We start from the raw sequence: 19,282 nt of genomic DNA on the forward strand, positions 1-19,282 counted from the left end.
GGTGCGTTAAGAGCGAACGGGGGCTTGCAGCGCGACGCCATCGGCGGTCAGGGCGCTGCGGATGTGCAGGGCGAAGTCGAGTGCGCCGGCCTGGTCGCCGTGCAGGCAGAGGGTGTCGGCGCGCACCGGCACTTCGGCGCCGCTGAGCGCGCGCACCGAGCCTTTCAGCATCTGGCGAACCTGCGCCAGCGACTGGTCGGCGTCTTCGATCATGGCGCCGGGATCACCGCGCGGGGAGAGGGTGCCGTCGTCCTGGTAGCTGCGGTCGGCAAAGACTTCGTTGGCGCTGCGCAAGCCGAGGGCATCGGCGGCGGCGATCATTTCGCTGCCGGCCAGGCCGAAGAAGACCAGACCGGGATCGAAGTCGAACACGGCCTGCGCAATCGCATCGGAGAGCGGGCGATTTTTCGCGGCCATGTTGTACAGCGCGCCATGGGGTTTGACATGGTTGAGGCGCCCGCCTGCGGCCTGCGCAAAGCCGGCGAGGGCGCCGACCTGGTAGAGCACCATGGCATAGGCCTCGGCGGGCGAAATTTTCATTTCGCGGCGACCAAAACCCTGCAGGTCGGGCAGACCGGGATGGGCGCCGATGGCCACGCCTTTGGCCAGCGCAGCGGCCACCAGGCGGCGCATGGTGGGCGGGTCGCCGGCGTGGAAACCGCAGGCGATGTTGGCCGAGGTGACGTGGTCAAGAATGGCCAGATCGTTGCCCATCTTGTAGGCGCCGAAGCCTTCGCCCATGTCGCAATTCAGGTCCAGTGTTGAGGCGTTGTTGGTGTTCATGCGGTGACTCCAAGGCTGGCGCGCAGTTGCGCCAGGCGCTGTTCGCGCTGCAGGTAAAGGGTTTGGGCTTCTTCCAGGCTGACCCGCTCGAAGCGCAGCGCTTGCTGCGGCGCGAGCTGGGCCATGAGGGACAGGTCGACGCTGATCACATGCGCGATCTTGAGGTAGCCGCCAGCGCTGTGGCGCTCGGCCATCAGGACGATGGGCAGGCCATCGGCGGGCACCTGAATCGTGCCGAAGCTCATGGCCTCCGAGATCAGCTCCACGCTGTCGGCGCGCTGCAGCGCCGGGCCTTCGAGGCGGTAGCCCATGCGGTCGGACTGCGGGCTGATCTTGTAGACGGCGGCGGCGAATTCGGCTTGCGCCTCGGGGGTGAAACGGGACCAGTGTTCGCCGGTGGTGACGCGCACGGGGGTCACCGCGCCGGGCTCGACCGAAGGCATCTCGCAGCCGGCGGGCAGCGGCGCGGCCGGCTCGAAAGCGCCAGCGAAATCGGCCATCGGGAGCACATCGCCCTTGCGCAAGGCGCGCCCTTGAAAACCGCCGAAGCCGCCGCGCACATAGGTGCTGCGGCTGCCCATCACCGGGTCCACCGCGAAGCCCCCGCGCACCGCGAGGTAGGCCCGCAGGCCGTTGACGCGGCGCCCGAATTCGAGCTGGCTGCCGGCGGCGATGTCGATGCGCTGGTGCATGGCGACCGGTTCGCCGTTGAGGCGCGGTGAGAGATCGGCGCCGGCGATGGCGATCTGGGTGGCGTTCTCGAACACGAGGCTGGGCCCCATGAGCACGATCTCCAGCGTGGCTTCGTCCTGCGCATTGCCCGCGAGCAGGTTGGCCAGGCGGTGCGCCCATTCGTCCATCGCGCCACACACGGGCACCCCCAGGTCCTGAAAACCGAAGCGGCCGAGGTCTTGCAGCTGCGACTGCACGCCGGGCTTGAGCACTTGGATACGGCCGCTCATGGCTGGGCCTCCAACAGGTTTTGGTAAGTCGGCTCGTCGATGCGCACGAAGCGCACGCGGTCGCCCGGCGCCAGCAGGCAAGGCGGGTCGGCGGCGGGGTCGAACAGGCGCACCGGCGTGCGCCCGATCAGGTTCCAGCCGCCGGGCGTTTCCAGCGGGTAGACGCAACTCTGGTCGCGCGCGATGCCGACCGAGCCCGGCGGGATGCGGGTGCGCGGTGAAGAACGGCGCGGCATTTTCAGGGCCGGATCGAGCCCGCCAATGAAGGGAAAACCGGGGGCAAAGCCGAGCATGTAGATGCGGTGGGCCGATTGCATGTGGCGCTCGATGACCTGCTCGGTGGTCAGCCCGCATTGGGCGGCCACGTCGGCCAGATCGGGGCCGAGTTCGCCGCCGTAGCAAACCGGAATGTCAATGCTTCGGCCCGCCGAAGCGGCGGTGTCCAGCGGCTCGGCCAGGCGCTCCAGCACCGCGGCGCGCAGCGCCTCAAACGGCGCGGCGCCGAGCAGCTCGGGGCGGTAATGCAGGGCGACGGTGGTGAAGGCCGGCACGATGTCGAACACGCCCGCTATGGGCCGCTCTTTCAGACGCCGAACGAGGCCGAACACCCGCGCGCTGGTCTCGGGGTCCACCGTGTCGCCCACGCCGATCAGCAGGCAGCGGTCGCCCACGGCATCGATCCGCGGGGAGGAGAGGGTCGGGTCAACTGGGGTCATGGCATGGCCGCAAGAAGGGCTTCGCTTTCGCGGGCGATCCAGGTGGTGTCGACCTGGCCGGCCTGGAAGTCGGGGTGGGCCACGACAGCGGCGAGAAAGACCAGGTTGTTGCGCACGCCTTCGATCTGGCTGGCGGCGAGGGCTGCGCTCAAACGCTCCAGCGCCTCGGCGCGGCTCGCCCCCCAGACGATGAGTTTGGCGATCATCGGGTCGTAGTACGGCGTGATGCGGTCGCCCTGGCGCACGCCGGTGTCGATGCGCACATGGGCCATGTCCAGCGGCAGGCGGAAGGTCTGCAGTGGACCCGGCGATGGCATGAAATTCTTGGCCGGGTTTTCGGCGTAGATGCGGCATTCGATGGCCGCGCCCCGGGTCTGGATGTTGGCTTGCTCGACGCGCTGGTAGGTGCCGCCGGCGAGCTGGATCTGGGCCTGCACGAGATCGAGACCGGTGACCATTTCCGTGACCGGGTGCTCGACCTGGATGCGGGTGTTCATCTCGAGGAAGAAGAACTCCATGGTGTCGGCGTCGACGATGAATTCGACCGTGCCGGGACCTCGGTAAGACTGGTGCGCGGCGAGGGCCACCGCAGCGGCGGTCATTTGCGCGCGCAGTGCCGCCGGCAGATCCGGCGCCGGGCTTTCTTCGATGATTTTCTGGAAGCGGCGCTGCACCGAGCATTCGCGCTCGAAGAGGTGCACGGCGGTGCCGTCGCCGTGGCCAAAGACCTGAATTTCAATGTGGCGCGCGCGGGCCACCAGCCGCTCCAGGTAAATCGTGCCGTCGCCAAAAGCTTTGGCGGCGAGCTGCTGGGTGGCGGCCACCGAGGTGAGCAACTGGTCCGGGCTGTCGACCCGGCGCATGCCGATGCCACCGCCACCACCGGTGGCCTTGACCAGCAAGGGGTAGCCCACTTCGAGCGCGGCGGCCTCGATGCCGTCCACCTCGCCCGTGGCAAAGCGCGGGCTGCCGGGCAGGGTGGGCACGCCTGCGGCCGTGGCGATGGCACGGGCGCGCTGCTTGTCGCCCATGGCGTCGATGCTGTCGGGCGAGGGGCCAATCCAGCGCACGCCAGCGGCTTCTGCGGCGCGGGCGAAGGCGGTGTTTTCCGACAGGAAGCCGTAACCGGGGTGCACGGCATCGGCGCTGTGCTTTTTCGCGGCGGCCAGAATGCGGGCGCCATCGAGGTAGCTTTGCGCGGCCGGTGCGGGGCCGATGGGCTCGGCCACATCGGCCATCTGCACAAACAGCGCGTCGGCATCGGCTTCGGAGTACACCGCGATGCTGGTCAGGCCCAGGGCCTTGCAGGCGCGGATGATGCGGCAGGCGATTTCGCCGCGGTTGGCAATCAGGATTCGCTTCATGGTCATTTCATCGATTGGGGCAAAGCCAGAACGATCTGGGGGAAGACGGTGATCAGCACGGTGGCCAACACCATCAACAAAAAGAAGGGCAGCGCCATGCGGCTGAGTTGCATGAGGTTCTTGCCGGTGATGCCCTGAATCACAAACAGGTTGAAGCCCACCGGCGGCGTGATCTGCGCCATCTCCACCACCAGAATCAGGTAGATACCGAACCACAGCGGGTCGATGCCTGCGGCCTGCACAGCCGGCAGCAACACGGCGCTGGTCAAGACCACGATGGAGATGCCATCGAGGAAACAACCCAGCAAAATGAAGAACACGGTCAACACGGCCAGCAGGCCATAGGCGGACAGGCCCAGCGAGGTGATCCAGGTGGCCACGTGGCCGGGCAGACCGGTGAAGCTCATGGCGCTGGTCAGGTAGGCCGCCCCCATGAGGATGAAGGTGATCATGCAGGAGGTGCGCGCCGCGCCGGTCAGGCTGGCGAGGAACGAAGCCTTGTTCAGCGAACCGCCCAAGGCGGCGATCAGCAGGGAGCCAAAAACCCCGATGGTGGCGGCTTCGGTGGCGGTGGCGATGCCGCTGTAGATGGAGCCGATCACACCCGCGATCAACGCCACCACAGGCGCCAGCAAACGCAGGCGTTTGATGCGTTCACCCAAGGGCACTTCTTCGCGATCCTGGGGCACCCGCTTGGGATTTTTCATCGACCAGATGGCGATGTAGCCGGAGAACAGCGTCATCAGCAACAGGCCGGGCAGGATGCCCGCGGTGAACAATTTGACGATGGACACCTGGGCGGCGACGCCGTAGACGATCATCACGATCGAGGGCGGAATCAGCAGGCCCAGCGTGCCGGCGCCAGCCAGCGAGCCGATGGCGATGCCTTCGTCGTAGCCGCGCTCTTTCAACTCGGGCAACGAAATTTTTCCGATGGTGGCCGCGGTCGCGGCCGAGGAGCCGCTGACGGCGGCGAAGATGCCGCAACCCAATACGTTGACGTGCACCAGGCGCCCCGGCAGCTTGTTCACCCAGGGACCCAGGCCCGCGAACATGTCTTTGGCCAGGCTGGTGCGAAACAGAATTTCGCCCATCCAGATGAAGAGGGGCAGGGCGGTCAGGGCCCAACTGGCGGTCGAGCCCCAGATGGTGTTGGAGAACAGCAGGTCGGCGGGCGCCGAGGTGAAAAACACCAGCCCGACCAGGCCGCAGGCGATCAGCGCGAGCGCGACCCACACGCCCAGGCCCAGCATCAGAAACAGCAAAGCCATCAGCACACCGGCTTGGGCAAGTTCACTCATTGGGGTTCCAATCGATCAGGGGACGGGCGGAGATCATTCGGTGCGCGAGGCATCGCCATCGGCCTTCTCGGACAACGGCAGGCCCAGCGAGACGCGCAGCAAACGGTCGGCCATCATCAGCGCGAACAACACCATGCCCACCGCCATCGACAACTGGGGAATCCAGAGCGGCACAGCCAGCATGCCCTGGGCCACTTCGTCAAACTCCCAGGAGTCCAGCACGAAGCGCACCACCGACCAGGCGCCCCAACAGGCCAGCCCCACACCGATGGCCGTGGCCACGATGTCGAGGCCGCGATGCCACGATTTGGGCAGCATCTGCGCAATCAGCGTCACGCGGATGTGATCGCCATTGCGCAGGGCGTAAGGCAAGGCCAGGAACGCCGAGGCCGCCATGGCCCAGCCGGCAAAGTCATCGGCGGCAGGGATTTGCTGACCCAGCAGGCGCGCCACAATTTGCGCGCCGATGATGAGGGCGATCGCGGCCAGGGACGCCGCAGCAGCGGCCCCCGAGGCGCGGGCCAACCGGTCGAGAATGGCGGTCAAGGCGTCCATGGCGGTCGATCAGCGGCGGAAGGCTTCGAGCACTTTGGCGCCGTCAGGACCGGCTTTCTTGCTCCACTCTTCGGTCATGGTGTCGCCGATTTTGGCCAGCTCGGCAGCCACCGGTGCGGGCAGGGGCTGCACGGTGATGCCTTTCGAGGCCAGCGTCTGGGTCAGCTTGGATGTCAGTTCCCGGGCATTGGCCCAGCCGCGCGCTTCGGCGCGCATGCCGGCATCGAGCACGGCCTGGCGCTGGTCAGCGGGCAACTTGGCGAGCGCGCGCTTGTTGGCGATCACGATGGCCTGCGGAATGAAGGCTTGCGCATCGTAGTAATGCTTGACGTAGTCCCAGGCTTGGGTATCGACGCCGGTGGCGGGCGAGGTGATCATCATGTCGATCACGCTGGTGGCGAAGGCCTGGGGCACTTCCGCCGTTTGAATGGTGGCCGGCACGGCGCCCATCAAGGTCACCATGCGGCTGGTCGAAGCGCTGTAGGCGCGGAACTTGGCGCCCTTGAAGCCTTCCATGGTGGTCACGGGGGTCTTGGTGTAGATGCCCTGCGGTGGCCATGGTGAGCCATAGACCAGCACGATGCCTTGTTTGTCCAGGCGCTGGGCGATCTGCTCGCGAGCGGCTTTCCACAGCTTTTCTGACTTGTCGAAAGACGAAGCAAGGAAAGGCACGCTGTCGATTTCGAACAGCGCGTCTTCGTTGCCCAGGGCCGACATCAGGAATTCACCGATGGGCACAATGCCTTGCTGCACGCCGCGCTTGACCTCGGGGCGCTTCAGCAACACGCTGTTGCTCTGCACGTTGAAGTCGAGCTTGCCGTTGGTTGCGGCCTTCACGTCGGCGGCGAAATCCCGCACGTTCTGGGTCAGGTAGTTCGCATCGGGCTGCTCGGCCGACAGGTTCCAGGTTTCGGCCTGCGCGCTGGTGGCGCTCAACAAGGCGGCAATGGTGGCGGCAATCAGTTGGATTTTCATCGGGTGATCCTTAACGTTGGGTGAATAGACCCGGCCATCGGACGACGGTCGGTTGCGGTGACTCAGGTTTTCCACTGTCGTGCATTCACCCCCTCACGTCCAACGAGAAATAGTGATCGTTTCCCGCAACTTTTTTTGATCTCCGAGTAAACCCTAGGTGACCTCGGCGGCCCGGTTCTGGGACTGGCGGCGCCACAATGGCCCTGTTGCGCTCCCTTCTGCGGGACCCTTTTTCTGCCCCCTAAGTCCTTGCCACCATGAGCCTCTTCGCCCCCGACCGCGCCTTTTCCGCTTTCCTGTTCGATATGGACGGCACCTTGCTCAGCTCTATCGCTGCAGCCGAACGCGTCTGGACGGCGTGGGCGCGGCGCCATGGCGTTGACGCGGAGGCGTTGCTGGCCCACCTGCATGGGCGCCGGGCGATCGACACCATTCGGGCGTTGAACCTGCCCGGGGTGGATGCTGTCGCAGAAGCGGCCGCGATCACTCAAGCCGAAATCAACGATGTGGACGGCGTGGCGCCCATCGCTGGCGCCCCGGCTTTCCTGGCTGCGTTGCCCGTCGGGCACTGGGCAGTGGTGACATCAGCTCCGCGTGCGCTGGCCGAGCGCCGCATGGCGGCGGCGGGCCTGCCCATACCTGCGGTGCTCATCACAGCCGAAGACGTGGGCAACGGCAAACCCGCGCCCGATGGCTACCGGCTGGCGGCGGCCAGGCTGGGCATGGAGACGCACAACTGCGTGGTGTTCGAAGACGCCCCCGCAGGCATCCAGGCGGGTGAGACCGCCGGCGCGGCGGTGGTGGTGATCAGCGCCACCCATCAACAACCACTGGACACAGCCCACCCGAGCGTTACCAGCTACGAGGGCTTGCGCCCGGAAGCCTCTGCGGGCGGAGGCTGGCGCATTGGCCGCGCCTGACCCCTGGCCAGTCTTGCGACAATAGCGGGGTATGGCGCCAGCGCAGCACGCTGGCGCTTGCCTTGTCTGAATCCCTGTCTTCCTACCCGCATTGCCATGACCGACACCACCACGAACACCCCCCCAGAGCGCCCGCCACTGCCCGACCGACTGTCCATCCACGCCAGCAGCCCACACCATGTGGCCGCCGTGTTTGAACACGAAATCGGCATTCGCTTCAACGGCAAGGAGCGCATGGACGTTGAGGAATACTGCATCAGCGAAGGCTGGGTGAGCTTTCCGGCAGGCAAGACACTGGACCGCAAGGGCAACCCGCTGATGATGAAGCTCAAAGGCAAGGTCGAAGCGTTTTACCGCTGAGCGACGGCGGCAAAGCTAAGCCTGAAGCGCCCAGCGAACCCGCCCGCTGTCGTCAACGTTGCCGACAGCGGTGCAGGACCTGACCGGGACCCCTTTGGGGGCATGCCCTGCCGCCAACTGGCCAAGCAACCTGCCGGGATCGTGATCGAACTGCACGGTCTGTTGTGGTGGCGTGTCGAGGCGAGCACGCTGGAGCTCCAGGTTGGAACGCTCAAAGGCAACCACTTCGCGCAGGTACCTGGACCGGGATGGCTGGGTGAGCAAAAAGCCGCAGAACTCGACCGCCTCGGGCAGAAAGTAGAAGGTGCGCGGGGGGTGTGCAGCCCAGAACCGCTCGATCGCCGTTTGCAGCCTCACCCCCTTCATCAACGTGCACGTCAGTGGCAGCAAAGCCTTCAGCTTGCCCAGCCGAAACCCCCGGTGCAGGGTGTGGTTGATGGACAGACCAGGACTGGCAGCGATCGCCAGCAGGCGTTGGCGCTCAAGCGTATCCAGGTCGGCATCGGCAGCGATGCCGTCGACCCGCAGGCGTTCGCACAATGAAGGGTCGACAACGAGCTGGGCCATCAGGCTCTGAAATGCGGCGACGCTCATGGGGCAACCCCCAGTTCGACCCCACAGACCGGCAAGGTCTTCTTTGTTGTCGGGCCCGGCCGCGGATGGGGCACCTGGCATTGCTGCCAAAGCTGCTTCAGGCGCCGCATGTCAGCACGCACCCGTTGTTCGCCCACCAACTCGAACCACGACCCGAACAGTTCGAACACCACGGCACCCACATTCGGGCAGCGGGGCAACACATGTTCAAGCAAGGCCCAGACAGGGTCGGCGACCGCGCCGCTGTGGGCATCCAGGTAAAAGCCGTCGAGCATCATGCCGCCAGCCACATGGATCTCGCCCACCTGACGCAGATCGATTTCGTCGACGAATGCCACGGCGTCAAAACCGTGGTTGACGGCATTCGTGTGCACGTTGTGCAAATCGAGCAACAGGCCGCAACCACACTGGTGGCTCAACCCGTTCAGAAACCTGGCTTCGTCCATTTCAGCGTGAGGAATGTCGAAGTAGTAAACATTGTTTTCCAGCAGGAAGGGGGCAGGCACCAGTTGCCTGACCCTGGCGATGCGCGGCTTGAGCCGGTCAAGGGTGGCCTGATCGCGCGGCAGGGGCAAGGTGATGCCCACGTTGATGGCCTCATTGCGGTGATCGGCGATATGAAAGGCCAGATGGTCGCTGTGCCATGGGAAGTGCATGCGCTGATGCCAGCGCCGCAGTTGTTGCAGGTGCTGTTCATCAAAGTGCATTGCACTGCCAATGGACATGCCGATACCGTGGGGGATCACGGGCAGGGTTCGGCCCACACGATCAAGCCAGTCGACGTGTTCGTGGTCATCGAGGTAGCGCGGGTTGTGACCTGGGCCGAGGTCGGTCCAGAGAATGTCTGGAACGACCTCGACCATATCGAAGTCGCCATCGGGTTGCTCGATCAGGCTCTTGAGAGGCGCCTGAAAGGCCAGACCTACTCCCAGCTTGGGCAGGGGCAACATGACGACACCTTTTCGTTCAACGGTAACGACCGTTGACCAGGTCTTCGAAGACAAAGCGGTCCAGGCCAGACAGGCAGGGACGGCAGCCCTTGATGCCAGGCAGCTCAGGGAGTGTGAGCGTGACCTTGAGCACGTCGACAAGCTTGTCGAACGGCATGTCGCTGGGCAGGGCCACGCGCATCTCCCGCATCTGAACGGGCTTCTTGCTGGGTCGGACGGTAATTTCTTTTGCCATGGGGTTCTCCAGTTCATAAAGGGTTGCGTCGCTCAATTGAAACGACAATGAAATGGTGAACCGCCTCACGCGCAACGTCATCCCTCACACGGGTGAACAACGGCGAGTCGGTCCTCTCATGGGGGGAAGTGACATGGCTGCGCTCGCACGGCGCACCGTGGTGGCCGATGAACAGCGGCTCACACCCAAACCGTGTTTGGAGAACCGGATCCTGTTGGCATCCATGCTCAGCAACCGGGTGGCGCTTTCTGCGTGCCCACACAATGGCGTGATGACAGACCGAAAAGCGTTGCCCTCCATCGATACCACGCGCTGCACAGGCTGCGGCTGGTGTGTGGCGGTGTGCCCTCCACACGTGTTGTCGCTTGAGTCGCGGAACTGGCAAAAATTTTCAACGCTGCACGACGAGCCAGGTTGCACCGGCTGTGGGCTGTGCGCGGTGAAATGCCCATTTGACGCGATCGCGATGCAGCGGCGTTGTATACCCGATCGGTCAAAAGGGCGCTGAGCGCGGACGCAATGGCATTGCCGCTTAAGTCGCGCCCCTTGGGTGACAGCAAAAAATGCTGCATTGCGGCAAACTTCCGACCCTGCGCCCTGTTGTCACAGAGTGCCTTCCCTCAATCCCCGGAGTTCTATTCAATGAGCGATCTGTCGCAACAACCCCAAGCCCCCGCCGTGCTCGACGCTTTGCAGTGGCGCTACGCCACCAAAAAGATGGACGCCACCAAGGCCGTTCCACAGGAAAAAGTGGAGCGCATTCTGGAAGCCGCCCGTCTGGCGCCCACCTCCAGCGGCCTGCAGCCGTTCGAAATCATCGTGGTGACAAGCAAGGACGTGCGCGCCCAGATCCAGCCCATCGCCTGGAACCAGGCACAGATCACCGACGGCTCGCACCTGCTGGTGTTCGCGGCCTGGGACAACTACACGCCCGAGCGCATCAACCACATGTTCGACCTGACCAACGAGCAGCGCGGCGGCACCAACGAAGGCTGGGAAAACTACCGCCAGATGTTGCTCGCCAACTACCCCAAGCGCGACGCCCAGGTGAACTTCGAGCACGCCGCTCGCCAGGCCTACATCGGTCTGGGCGCTGCGATGATCGCGGCCGCCTTTGAAGAAGTGGACAGCACGCCCATGGAAGGCTTCGACCCCGCCAAGCTGGACGAGATTTTGAGCCTGCGCAAGCGCGGCTTGCGCAGCGTGGCGATTCTGCCGCTGGGCTACCGCGCCGACGAAGGCGACTGGCTGGTGAACCTCAAGAAGGTGCGCCGCCCACGTGAGCAGTTCATCACGGAAATCTGATCGCCCGGCGGTCATCCGCCAGAACCGACGGGCTGCGTGCACACACTGCAACCGTCGGCTCGAAAAAAAGCCCGCTGGTCAGCGGGCTTTTTTGTGGGCTGATTTCAACTGAACACGCCGCCGTAGTCTTTGCGCAGATCGGCTTTCTGCACTTTTCCGGTACCGCCCACCGGCAGGCTCTCCAGGAACACCACGTCGTCGGGCACCCACCACTTGGCCACCCGCTCGGCCAGGAAGGCGAGCATCTCTTCCTTTTCCAGCGACTGCCCCGGCTTGCGCACGATGAACAGAAGAGGGCGTTCGTCCCACTTGGGATGTTTCACACCAATGACCGCAGCCATGGCCACGGCCGGGTGACCCACGGCCGCGCTTTCCAGGTCGATGGAGCTGATCCATTCGCCACCGGTCTTGATCACGTCTTTGGTGCGGTCGCGGATCTGCATCACGCCGTCGGCATCGATGGTGGCGATGTCGCCCGTGGGAAACCAGCCATCGACCAATGGCGATCTCTCGCCCTTGAAATACGAGGCCAAGATCCACTGACCGCGCACCATGAGCTCGCCCTGTGCGCTGCCATCGCGCGGCAACGTGGCACCGTTTTCGTCAACGATTTTGATTTCGACCCCGAAGACACTCTTGCCCTGTTTCGCGATCAGCGCATGGCGCTGCGCAGGCGTCCACGCGGCGCTTTCGGGCGACAAGGTGCCCATGGTGGCGACGGCGGTGGTTTCGGTCATGCCCCAGCCGTGGCGCACCTCCACGTTGTACTCGTCCATGAACCTGGCAATCAGCGCCTGCGGCATGGCCGAGCCGCCCACAGCGGTGCAGCGCATGGTGGTGAACTTCAGTTTGTTTTGCTCCACGTGGCCCAGCAGGGCTTGCCAGATGGTGGGCACACCGGCACTGATGGTCACGGCTTCGGACTCCATCAATTCGTAAAGCGATTTGCCGTCGAGCATCGGGCCCGGCAAGACCAGCTTGGCGCCGGCAATCGGCGCGGCATAGGGAACACACCAGGCGTTGATGTGGAACATGGGCACCACCGGCAAGATGGTCTGGCTGGGCGCCAGCGCCAACACGCCTGGCAGGCAACCCGAGAGGGCATTGAGCACGATGGAGCGGTGCGAATACAGCGCGCCTTTGGGGTTGCCGGTGGTGCCCGAGGTGTAACACAGCGCGGCGCCTGTGCGCTCGTCAAAGCTGGGCCATTCAAAGGCATCGCTGCAGGGTTCGATCAGGGTTTCGTAGGCCAGAACGTTGGCCACGCCTTCGATGTCGGGCGTGTGCCCGGCATCGGCCAGACAGACCCAGGTGCGCACTTTGGGGCAGTGCGCGGCGATGCCTTTGACCAGTGGCGCAAAGGTGGCGTCGAACAGCACCACTTCGTCTTCGGCGTGGTTGATGATGTAGATGAGTTGCTGCGGGTGCAGGCGGGGGTTGCAGGTGTGCATCACCATGCCGCTGCCCGAGACGCCGTAATAGGCCTCAAGGTGGCGGTGGTTGTTCCAGGCGATGGAGCCCACCGCGCTGCCGGGTTTCAGCCCCAGACCCGCCAGTGCATTGGCCAGCTTGCGCGCACGCACGGCGCACTCGGCATAGGTGTAGCGAAAAAGGGCGCCGTGGGTTTCGCGGGACACCACTTCGGCTCGGCCGAATTGTTGCGCGGCGTGTTCGATCACGTCTGACAGGAGCAGGGGGCGGTCCATCATGAGGCCGTTTTGAAGCATGTTCTGGTTTCCTTCGAAGTTGGGCGCGTAGCCAGCCGCTCAGCCTAGCATCGGCAGAGGGAGGCGTCATCCGTGGATACGCGGGAAACAGTTGCATGCGCGACGCTGTGGCAACGTTCTGGTCAACCGTTTCAGCCGTTGCCGGTTTCGGAAGTCCGGTAGCGCTTCAACCAGCCCAGGCCCTCGCTGGTGCCAGCGCGCGGCCGGTATTCGCAACCCACGAAGCCTTGGTACCCGATTGCGTCGAGGCGGTCCAGCAGGTAGGGGAAGTTGACCTCACCCTCGTCGGGCTCATGGCGTTCGGGCACGCCCGCGATCTGGATGTGGCCGACGCCCTCCACGTGTTTTTCCAGCCGCCGGCCCAGATCGCCTTCCATGATCTGGCAGTGGTACCAGTCCATCTGCACCTTGAGATTGGGCGCGCTGACCTCGGCGAGGATGTCGTGGGCCTGTTGCTGGAAGTTGAGCAAATAGCCCGGCATGTCGCGGGTGTTGATGGGTTCGATCAACAGGGTGATGCCCATCGGCGCGCAGCGCCCGGCAGCCCGGCGCAGGTTGGCCACATAGGTCGCGTGCGCCTGCTCGGACGATACGCCCTCAGGAACCACGCCGGCCATGGCATGCAACCGTTGGCAACCTGTGGCCTGGGCATACGTCAACGCCAGTTCCAGACCCGCAGCAAACTCGGCTTCGCGACCCGGGAGGCATGCCATGCCACGGTCGCCCGCATCCCAGTTGCCGGGCGGCAGATTGAACAGCGCCTGGGTGAGGTCGTGGACTTTCAGTCGCTCAGCGATATCGTTTGCCGGATGCTCGTAGGGAAAGAGAAACTCCACTGCCGTGAACCCATCGCGCGCGGCCGCGGCAAAGCGCTCGAGGAACGGCACTTCGGTGTACATCATCGTGAGGTTGGCGGCGAATCGAGGCATGGCGAGCTGAAGGGATGGGTCAATGGCGGTTGTGGTCGGTCGGGCCAGTTTGCCAGACACTCACGCATCATGGATGCCCCCAACCTGTCGCCGCTGGCCACAAACAAAAAGCCCCCAGGGCCTGAGGGCCTGGGGGCTTGAACTGGCGAGACGCCAGGAGGGGGAGGAACCTCAATTCGTCTGCTGGATCCCGGCGACCACCCAGCCGCCTGCGCCGCTGGTGGGTTTGGTCATGTGCCAGATTTCGTTCACCGCTTCGGGCGTTGGCGCGTCGTCTTCACGCACCGAGCCAGTAAAGCGCACGCTCACGATATAGCGCCCGGCTTCTTCAACCACCTCGCTCACGGTGGCCTGGATGTCGATCACTTCGGTCTTGTTGATGGCATCTTTGCGGTCGTTCAAATCCATGCGGACCTCGGCAAACACCTCGGGGCTGGTGAACTGGCGAATGTCATCCAGATCGCCGGCGTCGTAAGCGGCCTGCAGGCGAATGAAATTGACCTTGGCGTTGCGTTCAAAGGCGGCCACATCAAAATCGGCCGGGATGTTCGCGTATTGCCCAGACGGGCCGCCTGCAAGCTGGCTGCCGATGATGGAGCCCGTCCCATGGCCGGTCGTGTTCGATGCTTCGAAGGCCGCAGGGCGGTTGCCTGATGGAGCGCCAGGGGTTTCTTGCGCATAGCGCATGCCCTGGAAGGCCCCGCCCGGTGCCCCGTTGTTGCCCGCCGCTTGTTTGCGCATGAACATGCGGAACAAGGCAATGGCGGCCATCAAGGCCAGACCCATCAACAGAATGGTGCCAAAGCCCTCACCAAGACCCAGGTGAGAGGCCAGCGCAGCCAGACCCAGGCCTGCGGCGATACCGGCCAGAGGGCCCATCCAGGACCGCTTGGGCGCAGCGGCCGCGCCGGCAGCGGGAGCCGCCTGCGTGGCGTTCGGACTGGCAGGCGCTTTGGGTGGCGCAACCTGGCGCTTCATGCCGAACGAGCGCGCGCCGCCAAAACGTTTGGCCTCGGCCTCCATTGCGACGCTGCTCAGGCCCAAGCCCAAGACGATGGCCAACATGGTGAGAAATTTCATGGAGTCTCCTGCACAGCAGTTTAAAAACAGAGAGACAGGGTAACCGCAGTCACACTCTTGAAAAACCACTTGTTTACTGATCTTCATTCTCTAAAAAAGGGAACTTCAACCTCAAGGAAGTCTTCTTGGCGCTCTCGAGGCAGGTGATGCCCTACGATAGCCGCATGGTGAATCAGCGCATGGCCGTTATCGACTTTGAAACCACGGGCATTTCGCCGGGCTTGGGCGACCGCGCCACCGAAGTGGCCATCGTGCTCACAGAGGGCGGTGTCGTGGTGGACCGCTTTCAAAGCTTGATGAACGCGGGCGCCTACATACCGGCCTTCATTACCCAACTCACAGGCATCACCAACGCCATGGTGCAGGCCGCGCCACCGGCCGAAACGGTGATGGCCGAGGCGGCACGCTTCGTGGGTCAGACACCCATGGTGGCACACAACGCCTCTTTCGACCGCCGCTACTGGGTCGCCGAACTGACCCGCGCGGGCATCGAGGCGCAGCAGCCGTTTGCCTGTACCGTTTTGCTCTCGCGCCGTGTCTACCCTGAAGCGCCGAGCCACAAGCTCGGTTCGCTGGTGAGCCGCTTTCGCCTGCCACAGACGGGCGCGGCCCACCGCGCTTTGGCCGACGCCGAAATGGCCGCCGAGTTGCTGGCCCACATTCAAAATACCTTGCGTATGCGCCACGGTGTGGGCAATCCCGACCACGCCTTTCTCATGGGCCTGCAACGCATCAGCAAAGCGGCGGTGGTCAAGCGGCTCGCCGGCTTTGGCGAAGCCCTCACTGGAGCGGAACAACGATGAATCCCACCACGGCCACACCTTTGGCCCGAACACCCATGCACCTGATGCTCCTCGGTTCAATGCTGGGTTTGGCGCTGCTGCTCGCCGGTTGCGCCAGCTCGCCGCGCCCCGATCGCCAGCCTGCATTCCGGACACTGTCGGAAAACCAGTCAAGCGACATCGCCATTCACGCGCTGGGCCTGGTCGGCACGCCCTACCGCTACGGTGGCAACACACCGGAAAGCGGGTTCGACTGCAGCGGCCTGATCGGCTATGTTTACAAAGCCAGCGCCGGCGTGGCGCCGCCTCGCACCGTGGCCCAGCTGGTTGACTTTGGCGGGTCTATCGACGCTTCTGAGGCTCGCACCGGCGACCTGGTGATCTTCGGCGGCAGCCGGCCATTTCATGCGGGCATCTTCGTGGGGGAAGGCCGTTTCGTGCATGCCCCATCCACCGGCGGCAGGGTGCGACTTGACCGATTGAACAACCCTTACTGGCAACGCCAGGGCCAGGCCTTCCGCCGTCCCTGACGTCAGCGCCCGCGCCTGTTCAGGGCTTGAGCAAGGCGGTCAGGGTGAGCTCGCGCGCAACAGCCGGCTCGGTAGGCGGCAAGCGCTGCAAGCCCGCGTCTTGCGCCCATTGCTGCAGTTGCGCTTCGCGCCCAGCCACACGGTTCACCGCCTCGATCAATTCGGGCTGACCGGCCAGCGCCACCCAGCCAACGTTGATCCCCAGGCTGATGGGTGCCCCGGCGCGCAAACGCAACGGTGCACCGCTCACCCGCTGACGGTACACATCCCACGCCGTGCTGGGCATCAGCATGGCATCCACCTTGCCGCTTTCCAACGCGGCCCAGCGGTCATCGAGCTTGCCCATCGACACCATGCCGGGCACTAGTGCGCCGCCCTGGAAGGTGGCGATCAAGGTGCCTTCCAGCGTGCCAGCCACGGCGCCCACTTTTTGACCGCGCAACCCACCAAGCCCACTGGCCGCAGGCACATCCAGACGCTGCACCAGCTGCAGGGCCATCCCCTGGTAGGGCTGGCTGGCCACCAAATTGCCCAGCAGCACATCGGCGCGATCACGAGGCCGCTTGGCGCCGGGGTAATCCGGCGGCTTGGCCTTGAGACGGCCAGGCTGGCCCAGATCCGCGGCCAGCAGCGGGAAGCCGCTGACCAGGTCACACACCCCGGCCGAAAGCAGGGCGTTGACTTCGATGGGGAAATTCGCGTCTTGTTCCAGCTCGGATTCGAACGGCACCAGGCGCAAGGGTCGACCCAGTTCGCTGGCAACTGCCTCGGCCATCTGCACATCGAAGCCACTCAGTTTGCCCTTGCGCCCCATCGACAGCGGCGCGTTGTCTTCGCTCATGCAAACGGACAACGTTGCCGGGTCGGCGGCCTGTGCCAGGCCACTGCCAGCCAAGCCAGTGAGGGCTACTGCACACGCCACCGTGCGCAACGCCAAAGATCGATTCACCATGTCACATCTCCTTGCCGCCACGGGTGGACACATAGGCCCAAAGCCATTGAATCGCACCTGGATCCAGAGCCCCGCTGAACGACGGCATGCTGTTTTTTCCGTTGGTCACGGAATTGAAAAACCGGTCGGGTTGATCGGTGGGAAATTTCCGCAGGTCGTAAGACGTGGTGCCCGAGTTCACCATGTTGCGACCATGACACTGTGCGCAGGTGCGGTGAAACTGCTCACGCCCTTTGTCCACCAGGGTTTGGGTCGGCGGACCGGGCGCGGGCATCATGGCGGGATCGGTGTTGGTTTGTGCGATGGCCCCCCCGAAGAGGCGACCATGCACAAGATCAGCAGTGCTCCCCCCCGCATCACCGGTCGAGCGCAAATGTCCAGACCGATCCACCTGCAGGCACTTGCGACATGCGCTCATCGCCCAGCAAGGCCCAGACACCGCCCGAGCCGGACACCACCGTCACATACTGCTTGCCGTCTTGCTCGAAGGTCACAGGCAGACCGATGATTCCGGAGCTGGTCTGGAACTCGTAGAGCTTCTTGCCGTTGTTCGCGTCAACAGCGATGAACTCGCCCGTGGCCGCACCGGTGAAGACCAGTCCACCGCCCGTGGACAACGTGCCCGCCATGCTGGGCTGACCGGGCCAGGCCATCTGCCACTTGCTCTTGCCCGTCATCGGATCGATGGCGCTGAGGTAGCCGTGGGGCTCGTCTTTCGGCATGTTCACGCCACGGAAGTTGACACCCAGGTACCACTCACCTTTCTTGTATTCGGGCTTGGCCAGCTGATAAGGCCAGCTGAGGTTGAGGGTGTTGGCATAGGCCAAACCCGTGGAGGGGTTCCACGACATCGGCGACCAGTTCTTGCCGCCCACCACCGACGGGAAGATTTCAACGTCTTCACCCGCGCGGGCCTTCTTGTCGGTCTCGCTGTGCACAGGGCGGCCCGTCTTCAGATCGATGCGGTCGGCCCAGTTGACCTTCACATAGGGGTTGGCCGCCAGCAGCTCGCCATTGGCGCGGTCAAGCACATACATGAAACCGTTGCGGTTGGCCTGCGTCAACACCTTGCGGTTCTTGCCACCAATTTTCATGTCGACCAGCATGCCCACCTCCGTCGCGTCGTAGTCGTACGGATCGTTCGGGCTGAACTGGTAGTGCCACACCAGCTCACCGGTCTTGGGGCGAATCGCGACCACCGAGGCGATGTAGAGGTTGTCGCCCTGGCGCGCGTTCGGGTTCCATGGACCACCGTTGCCAGTGCCCCAGTAAACAAGGTCGAGCTCGGGGTCATACGCGCCCGTCAACCAGGTGGGTGCGCCACCCTTCAAGTGGGTGTCCCCCGGCCAGGTGTCGCCGCCCTTTTGATCGGGCGCGGCCGTGGTGTAGAACCGCCAGAGCTGCTTGCCGGTTTCCGGATCCCAGCCATCGATGAAGCCACGCGTGCCGTACTCGCCACCAGCGATGCCGGTCAGGACCACGCCATTGGCAATCAGCGGCGCGCTGGTCATGGCCTGGCCGTTCTGGTAATCGGCGCCCTTGCTCTTCCAGAGCTGCTTGCCGGTTTTGGCATCCATGGCGACCACGTGCGCGTCCAGCGTGGTGCGGTAGAGCTTGCCGTCAAGAATCGCAACGCCGCGGTTCAAGATGCCGCAGCAGGCCATCTTGAAAACGTCTTGCGGCAGCTCGAATTCCTGTTTCCAGATTTGTTTGCCCGTCACGGGGTTGAGCGCCACCGTGCTGTTGTGCGTCGTCACATACATGACGCCCTGGTACACGATGGGCTGCGACTCCTGGCTTTGCGGGTTGTTCAGGCTGTAGGCCCAAACCGGCTGCAGCTTCGCCGCGTTGCCGGTGTTGATCTGTTTGAGCGCACTGTAGCGCTGGTTGTTGTAGCCCATGCCATAGGTGAGCACATCACCCGGGGTGGCGGCGTCGCGCTTCAAATCTTCCATGCCTTGGGCCTGGGCTGAGCCCAGTGCTGTCAGCAGCAAAGCGCCGCCGAGAAGGGTGCGATTGATGACCATGACTTGTCTCCTGGTTGTGGTTGATGCCAGTCACCCTGCTCGGGCCAGCAACCATTGCATTGTGGAAATTTCGGCCCTCTCACGCATCATCGGGTATTCCCTTGGCCCCATCTGTTCCGCGTCGGAACACTTGGGCAGCACGCGCGACAAGCCATCAGGGTTTGCCCGGTTGCCACACCGAAGCGGCGTTCTCAAGCTGAGCAGTCCTATTGCCTGGTCAACCCAGTCACGCGCC

Annotated in this window: 22 protein-coding genes; 6 read left to right on the forward strand and 16 right to left on the reverse strand. The window is 64.2% G+C overall.

Annotation, left to right across the window (positions count from 1 at the left end):
* Positions 1 to 6: 6 nt before the first annotated feature.
* Genes LPB072_RS00115 through LPB072_RS00145 form a run of 7 tightly spaced genes read right to left on the reverse strand, consistent with a single transcriptional unit; the run spans position 7 to position 6,656 of the window.
* Entirely contained in the window at positions 7 to 783 is a 777-nt protein-coding gene (locus LPB072_RS00115) for a LamB/YcsF family protein (protein ID WP_066096721.1), read from the reverse strand.
* Positions 780 to 1,745 carry a 5-oxoprolinase subunit C family protein gene (locus LPB072_RS00120; protein ID WP_066096723.1) on the reverse strand — a complete coding sequence of 322 codons (966 nt, stop codon included), beginning with the start codon at positions 1,743 to 1,745 and terminating at the stop codon, positions 780 to 782. The genes LPB072_RS00115 and LPB072_RS00120 overlap by 4 nt, the downstream gene beginning before the upstream one ends.
* Complete coding sequence (pxpB, locus tag LPB072_RS00125) at positions 1,742 to 2,416, reverse strand: 5-oxoprolinase subunit PxpB (RefSeq protein WP_231943366.1); 675 nt, start codon at positions 2,414 to 2,416, stop codon at positions 1,742 to 1,744. The genes LPB072_RS00120 and pxpB overlap by 4 nt, the downstream gene beginning before the upstream one ends.
* 41 nt (positions 2,417 to 2,457) lie before the next feature.
* The gene (locus LPB072_RS00130) at positions 2,458 to 3,825 is read right to left on the reverse strand and encodes an acetyl-CoA carboxylase biotin carboxylase subunit (protein ID WP_066097013.1); all 1,368 of its coding nucleotides are present in this window, start codon (positions 3,823 to 3,825) and stop codon (positions 2,458 to 2,460) included.
* A gap of 2 nt (positions 3,826 to 3,827) precedes the next feature.
* A complete protein-coding gene (locus LPB072_RS00135; protein WP_066096729.1) occupies positions 3,828 to 5,126 on the reverse strand; it encodes a TRAP transporter large permease in 1,299 nt (432 codons plus the stop codon).
* Between the two features lie 33 nt (positions 5,127 to 5,159).
* Positions 5,160 to 5,681: a TRAP transporter small permease gene (locus LPB072_RS00140; RefSeq protein WP_066096731.1), complete on the reverse strand. Its 522-nt coding sequence runs from the start codon at positions 5,679 to 5,681 to the stop codon at positions 5,160 to 5,162.
* A 9-nt stretch (positions 5,682 to 5,690) separates the two neighbouring features.
* Entirely contained in the window at positions 5,691 to 6,656 is a 966-nt protein-coding gene (locus LPB072_RS00145) for a TRAP transporter substrate-binding protein (RefSeq protein ID WP_066096735.1), read from the reverse strand.
* Between the two features lie 257 nt (positions 6,657 to 6,913).
* On the opposite strand from LPB072_RS00145, the gene LPB072_RS00150 reads away from it, so the two are divergent.
* Together LPB072_RS00150 and LPB072_RS00155 are read left to right on the forward strand one after the other, a co-directional pair.
* On the forward strand, positions 6,914 to 7,576 hold the full coding sequence (locus LPB072_RS00150) for an HAD-IA family hydrolase (RefSeq protein ID WP_066096738.1): 663 nt from the start codon (positions 6,914 to 6,916) through the stop codon (positions 7,574 to 7,576).
* 96 nt (positions 7,577 to 7,672) lie between these two features.
* The gene (locus LPB072_RS00155) at positions 7,673 to 7,936 is read left to right on the forward strand and encodes a DUF3297 family protein (protein ID WP_066096741.1); all 264 of its coding nucleotides are present in this window, start codon (positions 7,673 to 7,675) and stop codon (positions 7,934 to 7,936) included.
* A 15-nt stretch (positions 7,937 to 7,951) separates the two neighbouring features.
* Here the strand turns inward: LPB072_RS00155 and LPB072_RS00160 are convergent, their stop codons facing one another.
* From LPB072_RS00160 to LPB072_RS23620, 3 genes are read right to left on the reverse strand one after another with little or no spacing between them, the layout of a single operon-like run.
* Positions 7,952 to 8,530 carry a hypothetical protein gene (locus LPB072_RS00160; protein WP_066096744.1) on the reverse strand — a complete coding sequence of 193 codons (579 nt, stop codon included), beginning with the start codon at positions 8,528 to 8,530 and terminating at the stop codon, positions 7,952 to 7,954.
* Positions 8,527 to 9,480: a DUF692 domain-containing protein gene (locus tag LPB072_RS00165; RefSeq protein WP_066096745.1), complete on the reverse strand. Its 954-nt coding sequence runs from the start codon at positions 9,478 to 9,480 to the stop codon at positions 8,527 to 8,529. The genes LPB072_RS00160 and LPB072_RS00165 overlap by 4 nt, the downstream gene beginning before the upstream one ends.
* A gap of 16 nt (positions 9,481 to 9,496) precedes the next feature.
* Positions 9,497 to 9,715, reverse strand: coding sequence for a hypothetical protein (locus LPB072_RS23620; RefSeq protein ID WP_157694192.1), 219 nt, complete (start codon positions 9,713 to 9,715; stop codon positions 9,497 to 9,499).
* Between the two features lie 223 nt (positions 9,716 to 9,938).
* Between LPB072_RS23620 and LPB072_RS00175 the strand changes: the two genes are divergently transcribed.
* Positions 9,939 to 10,223 carry an ATP-binding protein gene (locus LPB072_RS00175; protein ID WP_407927819.1) on the forward strand — a complete coding sequence of 95 codons (285 nt, stop codon included), beginning with the start codon at positions 9,939 to 9,941 and terminating at the stop codon, positions 10,221 to 10,223.
* A gap of 134 nt (positions 10,224 to 10,357) precedes the next feature.
* Positions 10,358 to 11,020 (forward strand): NAD(P)H-dependent oxidoreductase, encoded by a 663-nt coding sequence (locus tag LPB072_RS00180; RefSeq protein WP_066096750.1) that lies wholly within the window; start codon positions 10,358 to 10,360, stop codon positions 11,018 to 11,020.
* 104 nt (positions 11,021 to 11,124) lie between these two features.
* Here the strand turns inward: LPB072_RS00180 and LPB072_RS00185 are convergent, their stop codons facing one another.
* The 3 genes from LPB072_RS00185 to LPB072_RS00195 all read right to left on the reverse strand — a co-directional run bounded on the left by LPB072_RS00185 (position 11,125) and on the right by LPB072_RS00195 (position 14,756).
* Positions 11,125 to 12,747 (reverse strand): long-chain-fatty-acid--CoA ligase, encoded by a 1,623-nt coding sequence (locus LPB072_RS00185; protein WP_066096752.1) that lies wholly within the window; start codon positions 12,745 to 12,747, stop codon positions 11,125 to 11,127.
* A gap of 131 nt (positions 12,748 to 12,878) precedes the next feature.
* Positions 12,879 to 13,676 carry a 2-oxo-tetronate isomerase gene (gene otnI, locus LPB072_RS00190; protein WP_066096755.1) on the reverse strand — a complete coding sequence of 266 codons (798 nt, stop codon included), beginning with the start codon at positions 13,674 to 13,676 and terminating at the stop codon, positions 12,879 to 12,881.
* A gap of 171 nt (positions 13,677 to 13,847) precedes the next feature.
* Positions 13,848 to 14,756: a Tim44 domain-containing protein gene (locus tag LPB072_RS00195; RefSeq protein WP_066096757.1), complete on the reverse strand. Its 909-nt coding sequence runs from the start codon at positions 14,754 to 14,756 to the stop codon at positions 13,848 to 13,850.
* A gap of 146 nt (positions 14,757 to 14,902) precedes the next feature.
* On the opposite strand from LPB072_RS00195, the gene LPB072_RS00200 reads away from it, so the two are divergent.
* Both LPB072_RS00200 and LPB072_RS00205 read left to right on the forward strand, forming a co-directional pair.
* Positions 14,903 to 15,559: a 3'-5' exonuclease gene (locus LPB072_RS00200; RefSeq protein WP_231943368.1), complete on the forward strand. Its 657-nt coding sequence runs from the start codon at positions 14,903 to 14,905 to the stop codon at positions 15,557 to 15,559.
* Entirely contained in the window at positions 15,556 to 16,068 is a 513-nt protein-coding gene (locus LPB072_RS00205) for a C40 family peptidase (protein WP_096349133.1), read from the forward strand. The genes LPB072_RS00200 and LPB072_RS00205 overlap by 4 nt, the downstream gene beginning before the upstream one ends.
* 19 nt (positions 16,069 to 16,087) lie before the next feature.
* On the opposite strand, the gene LPB072_RS00210 is transcribed toward LPB072_RS00205, so the two are convergent.
* The 3 genes from LPB072_RS00210 to LPB072_RS00220 form a co-directional block, all read right to left on the reverse strand.
* Complete coding sequence (locus tag LPB072_RS00210) at positions 16,088 to 17,020, reverse strand: substrate-binding periplasmic protein (RefSeq protein ID WP_066096760.1); 933 nt, start codon at positions 17,018 to 17,020, stop codon at positions 16,088 to 16,090.
* A gap of 1 nt (position 17,021) precedes the next feature.
* A complete protein-coding gene (locus LPB072_RS00215; protein WP_197508882.1) occupies positions 17,022 to 17,297 on the reverse strand; it encodes a c-type cytochrome in 276 nt (91 codons plus the stop codon).
* 79 nt (positions 17,298 to 17,376) lie between these two features.
* Positions 17,377 to 19,047, reverse strand: coding sequence for a PQQ-dependent dehydrogenase, methanol/ethanol family (locus tag LPB072_RS00220; protein ID WP_066096767.1), 1,671 nt, complete (start codon positions 19,045 to 19,047; stop codon positions 17,377 to 17,379).
* Positions 19,048 to 19,282: the final 235 nt, after the last annotated feature.

The organism is Hydrogenophaga crassostreae, from assembly GCF_001761385.1.
GTDB lineage: Bacteria > Pseudomonadota > Gammaproteobacteria > Burkholderiales > Burkholderiaceae_C > Hydrogenophaga > Hydrogenophaga crassostreae.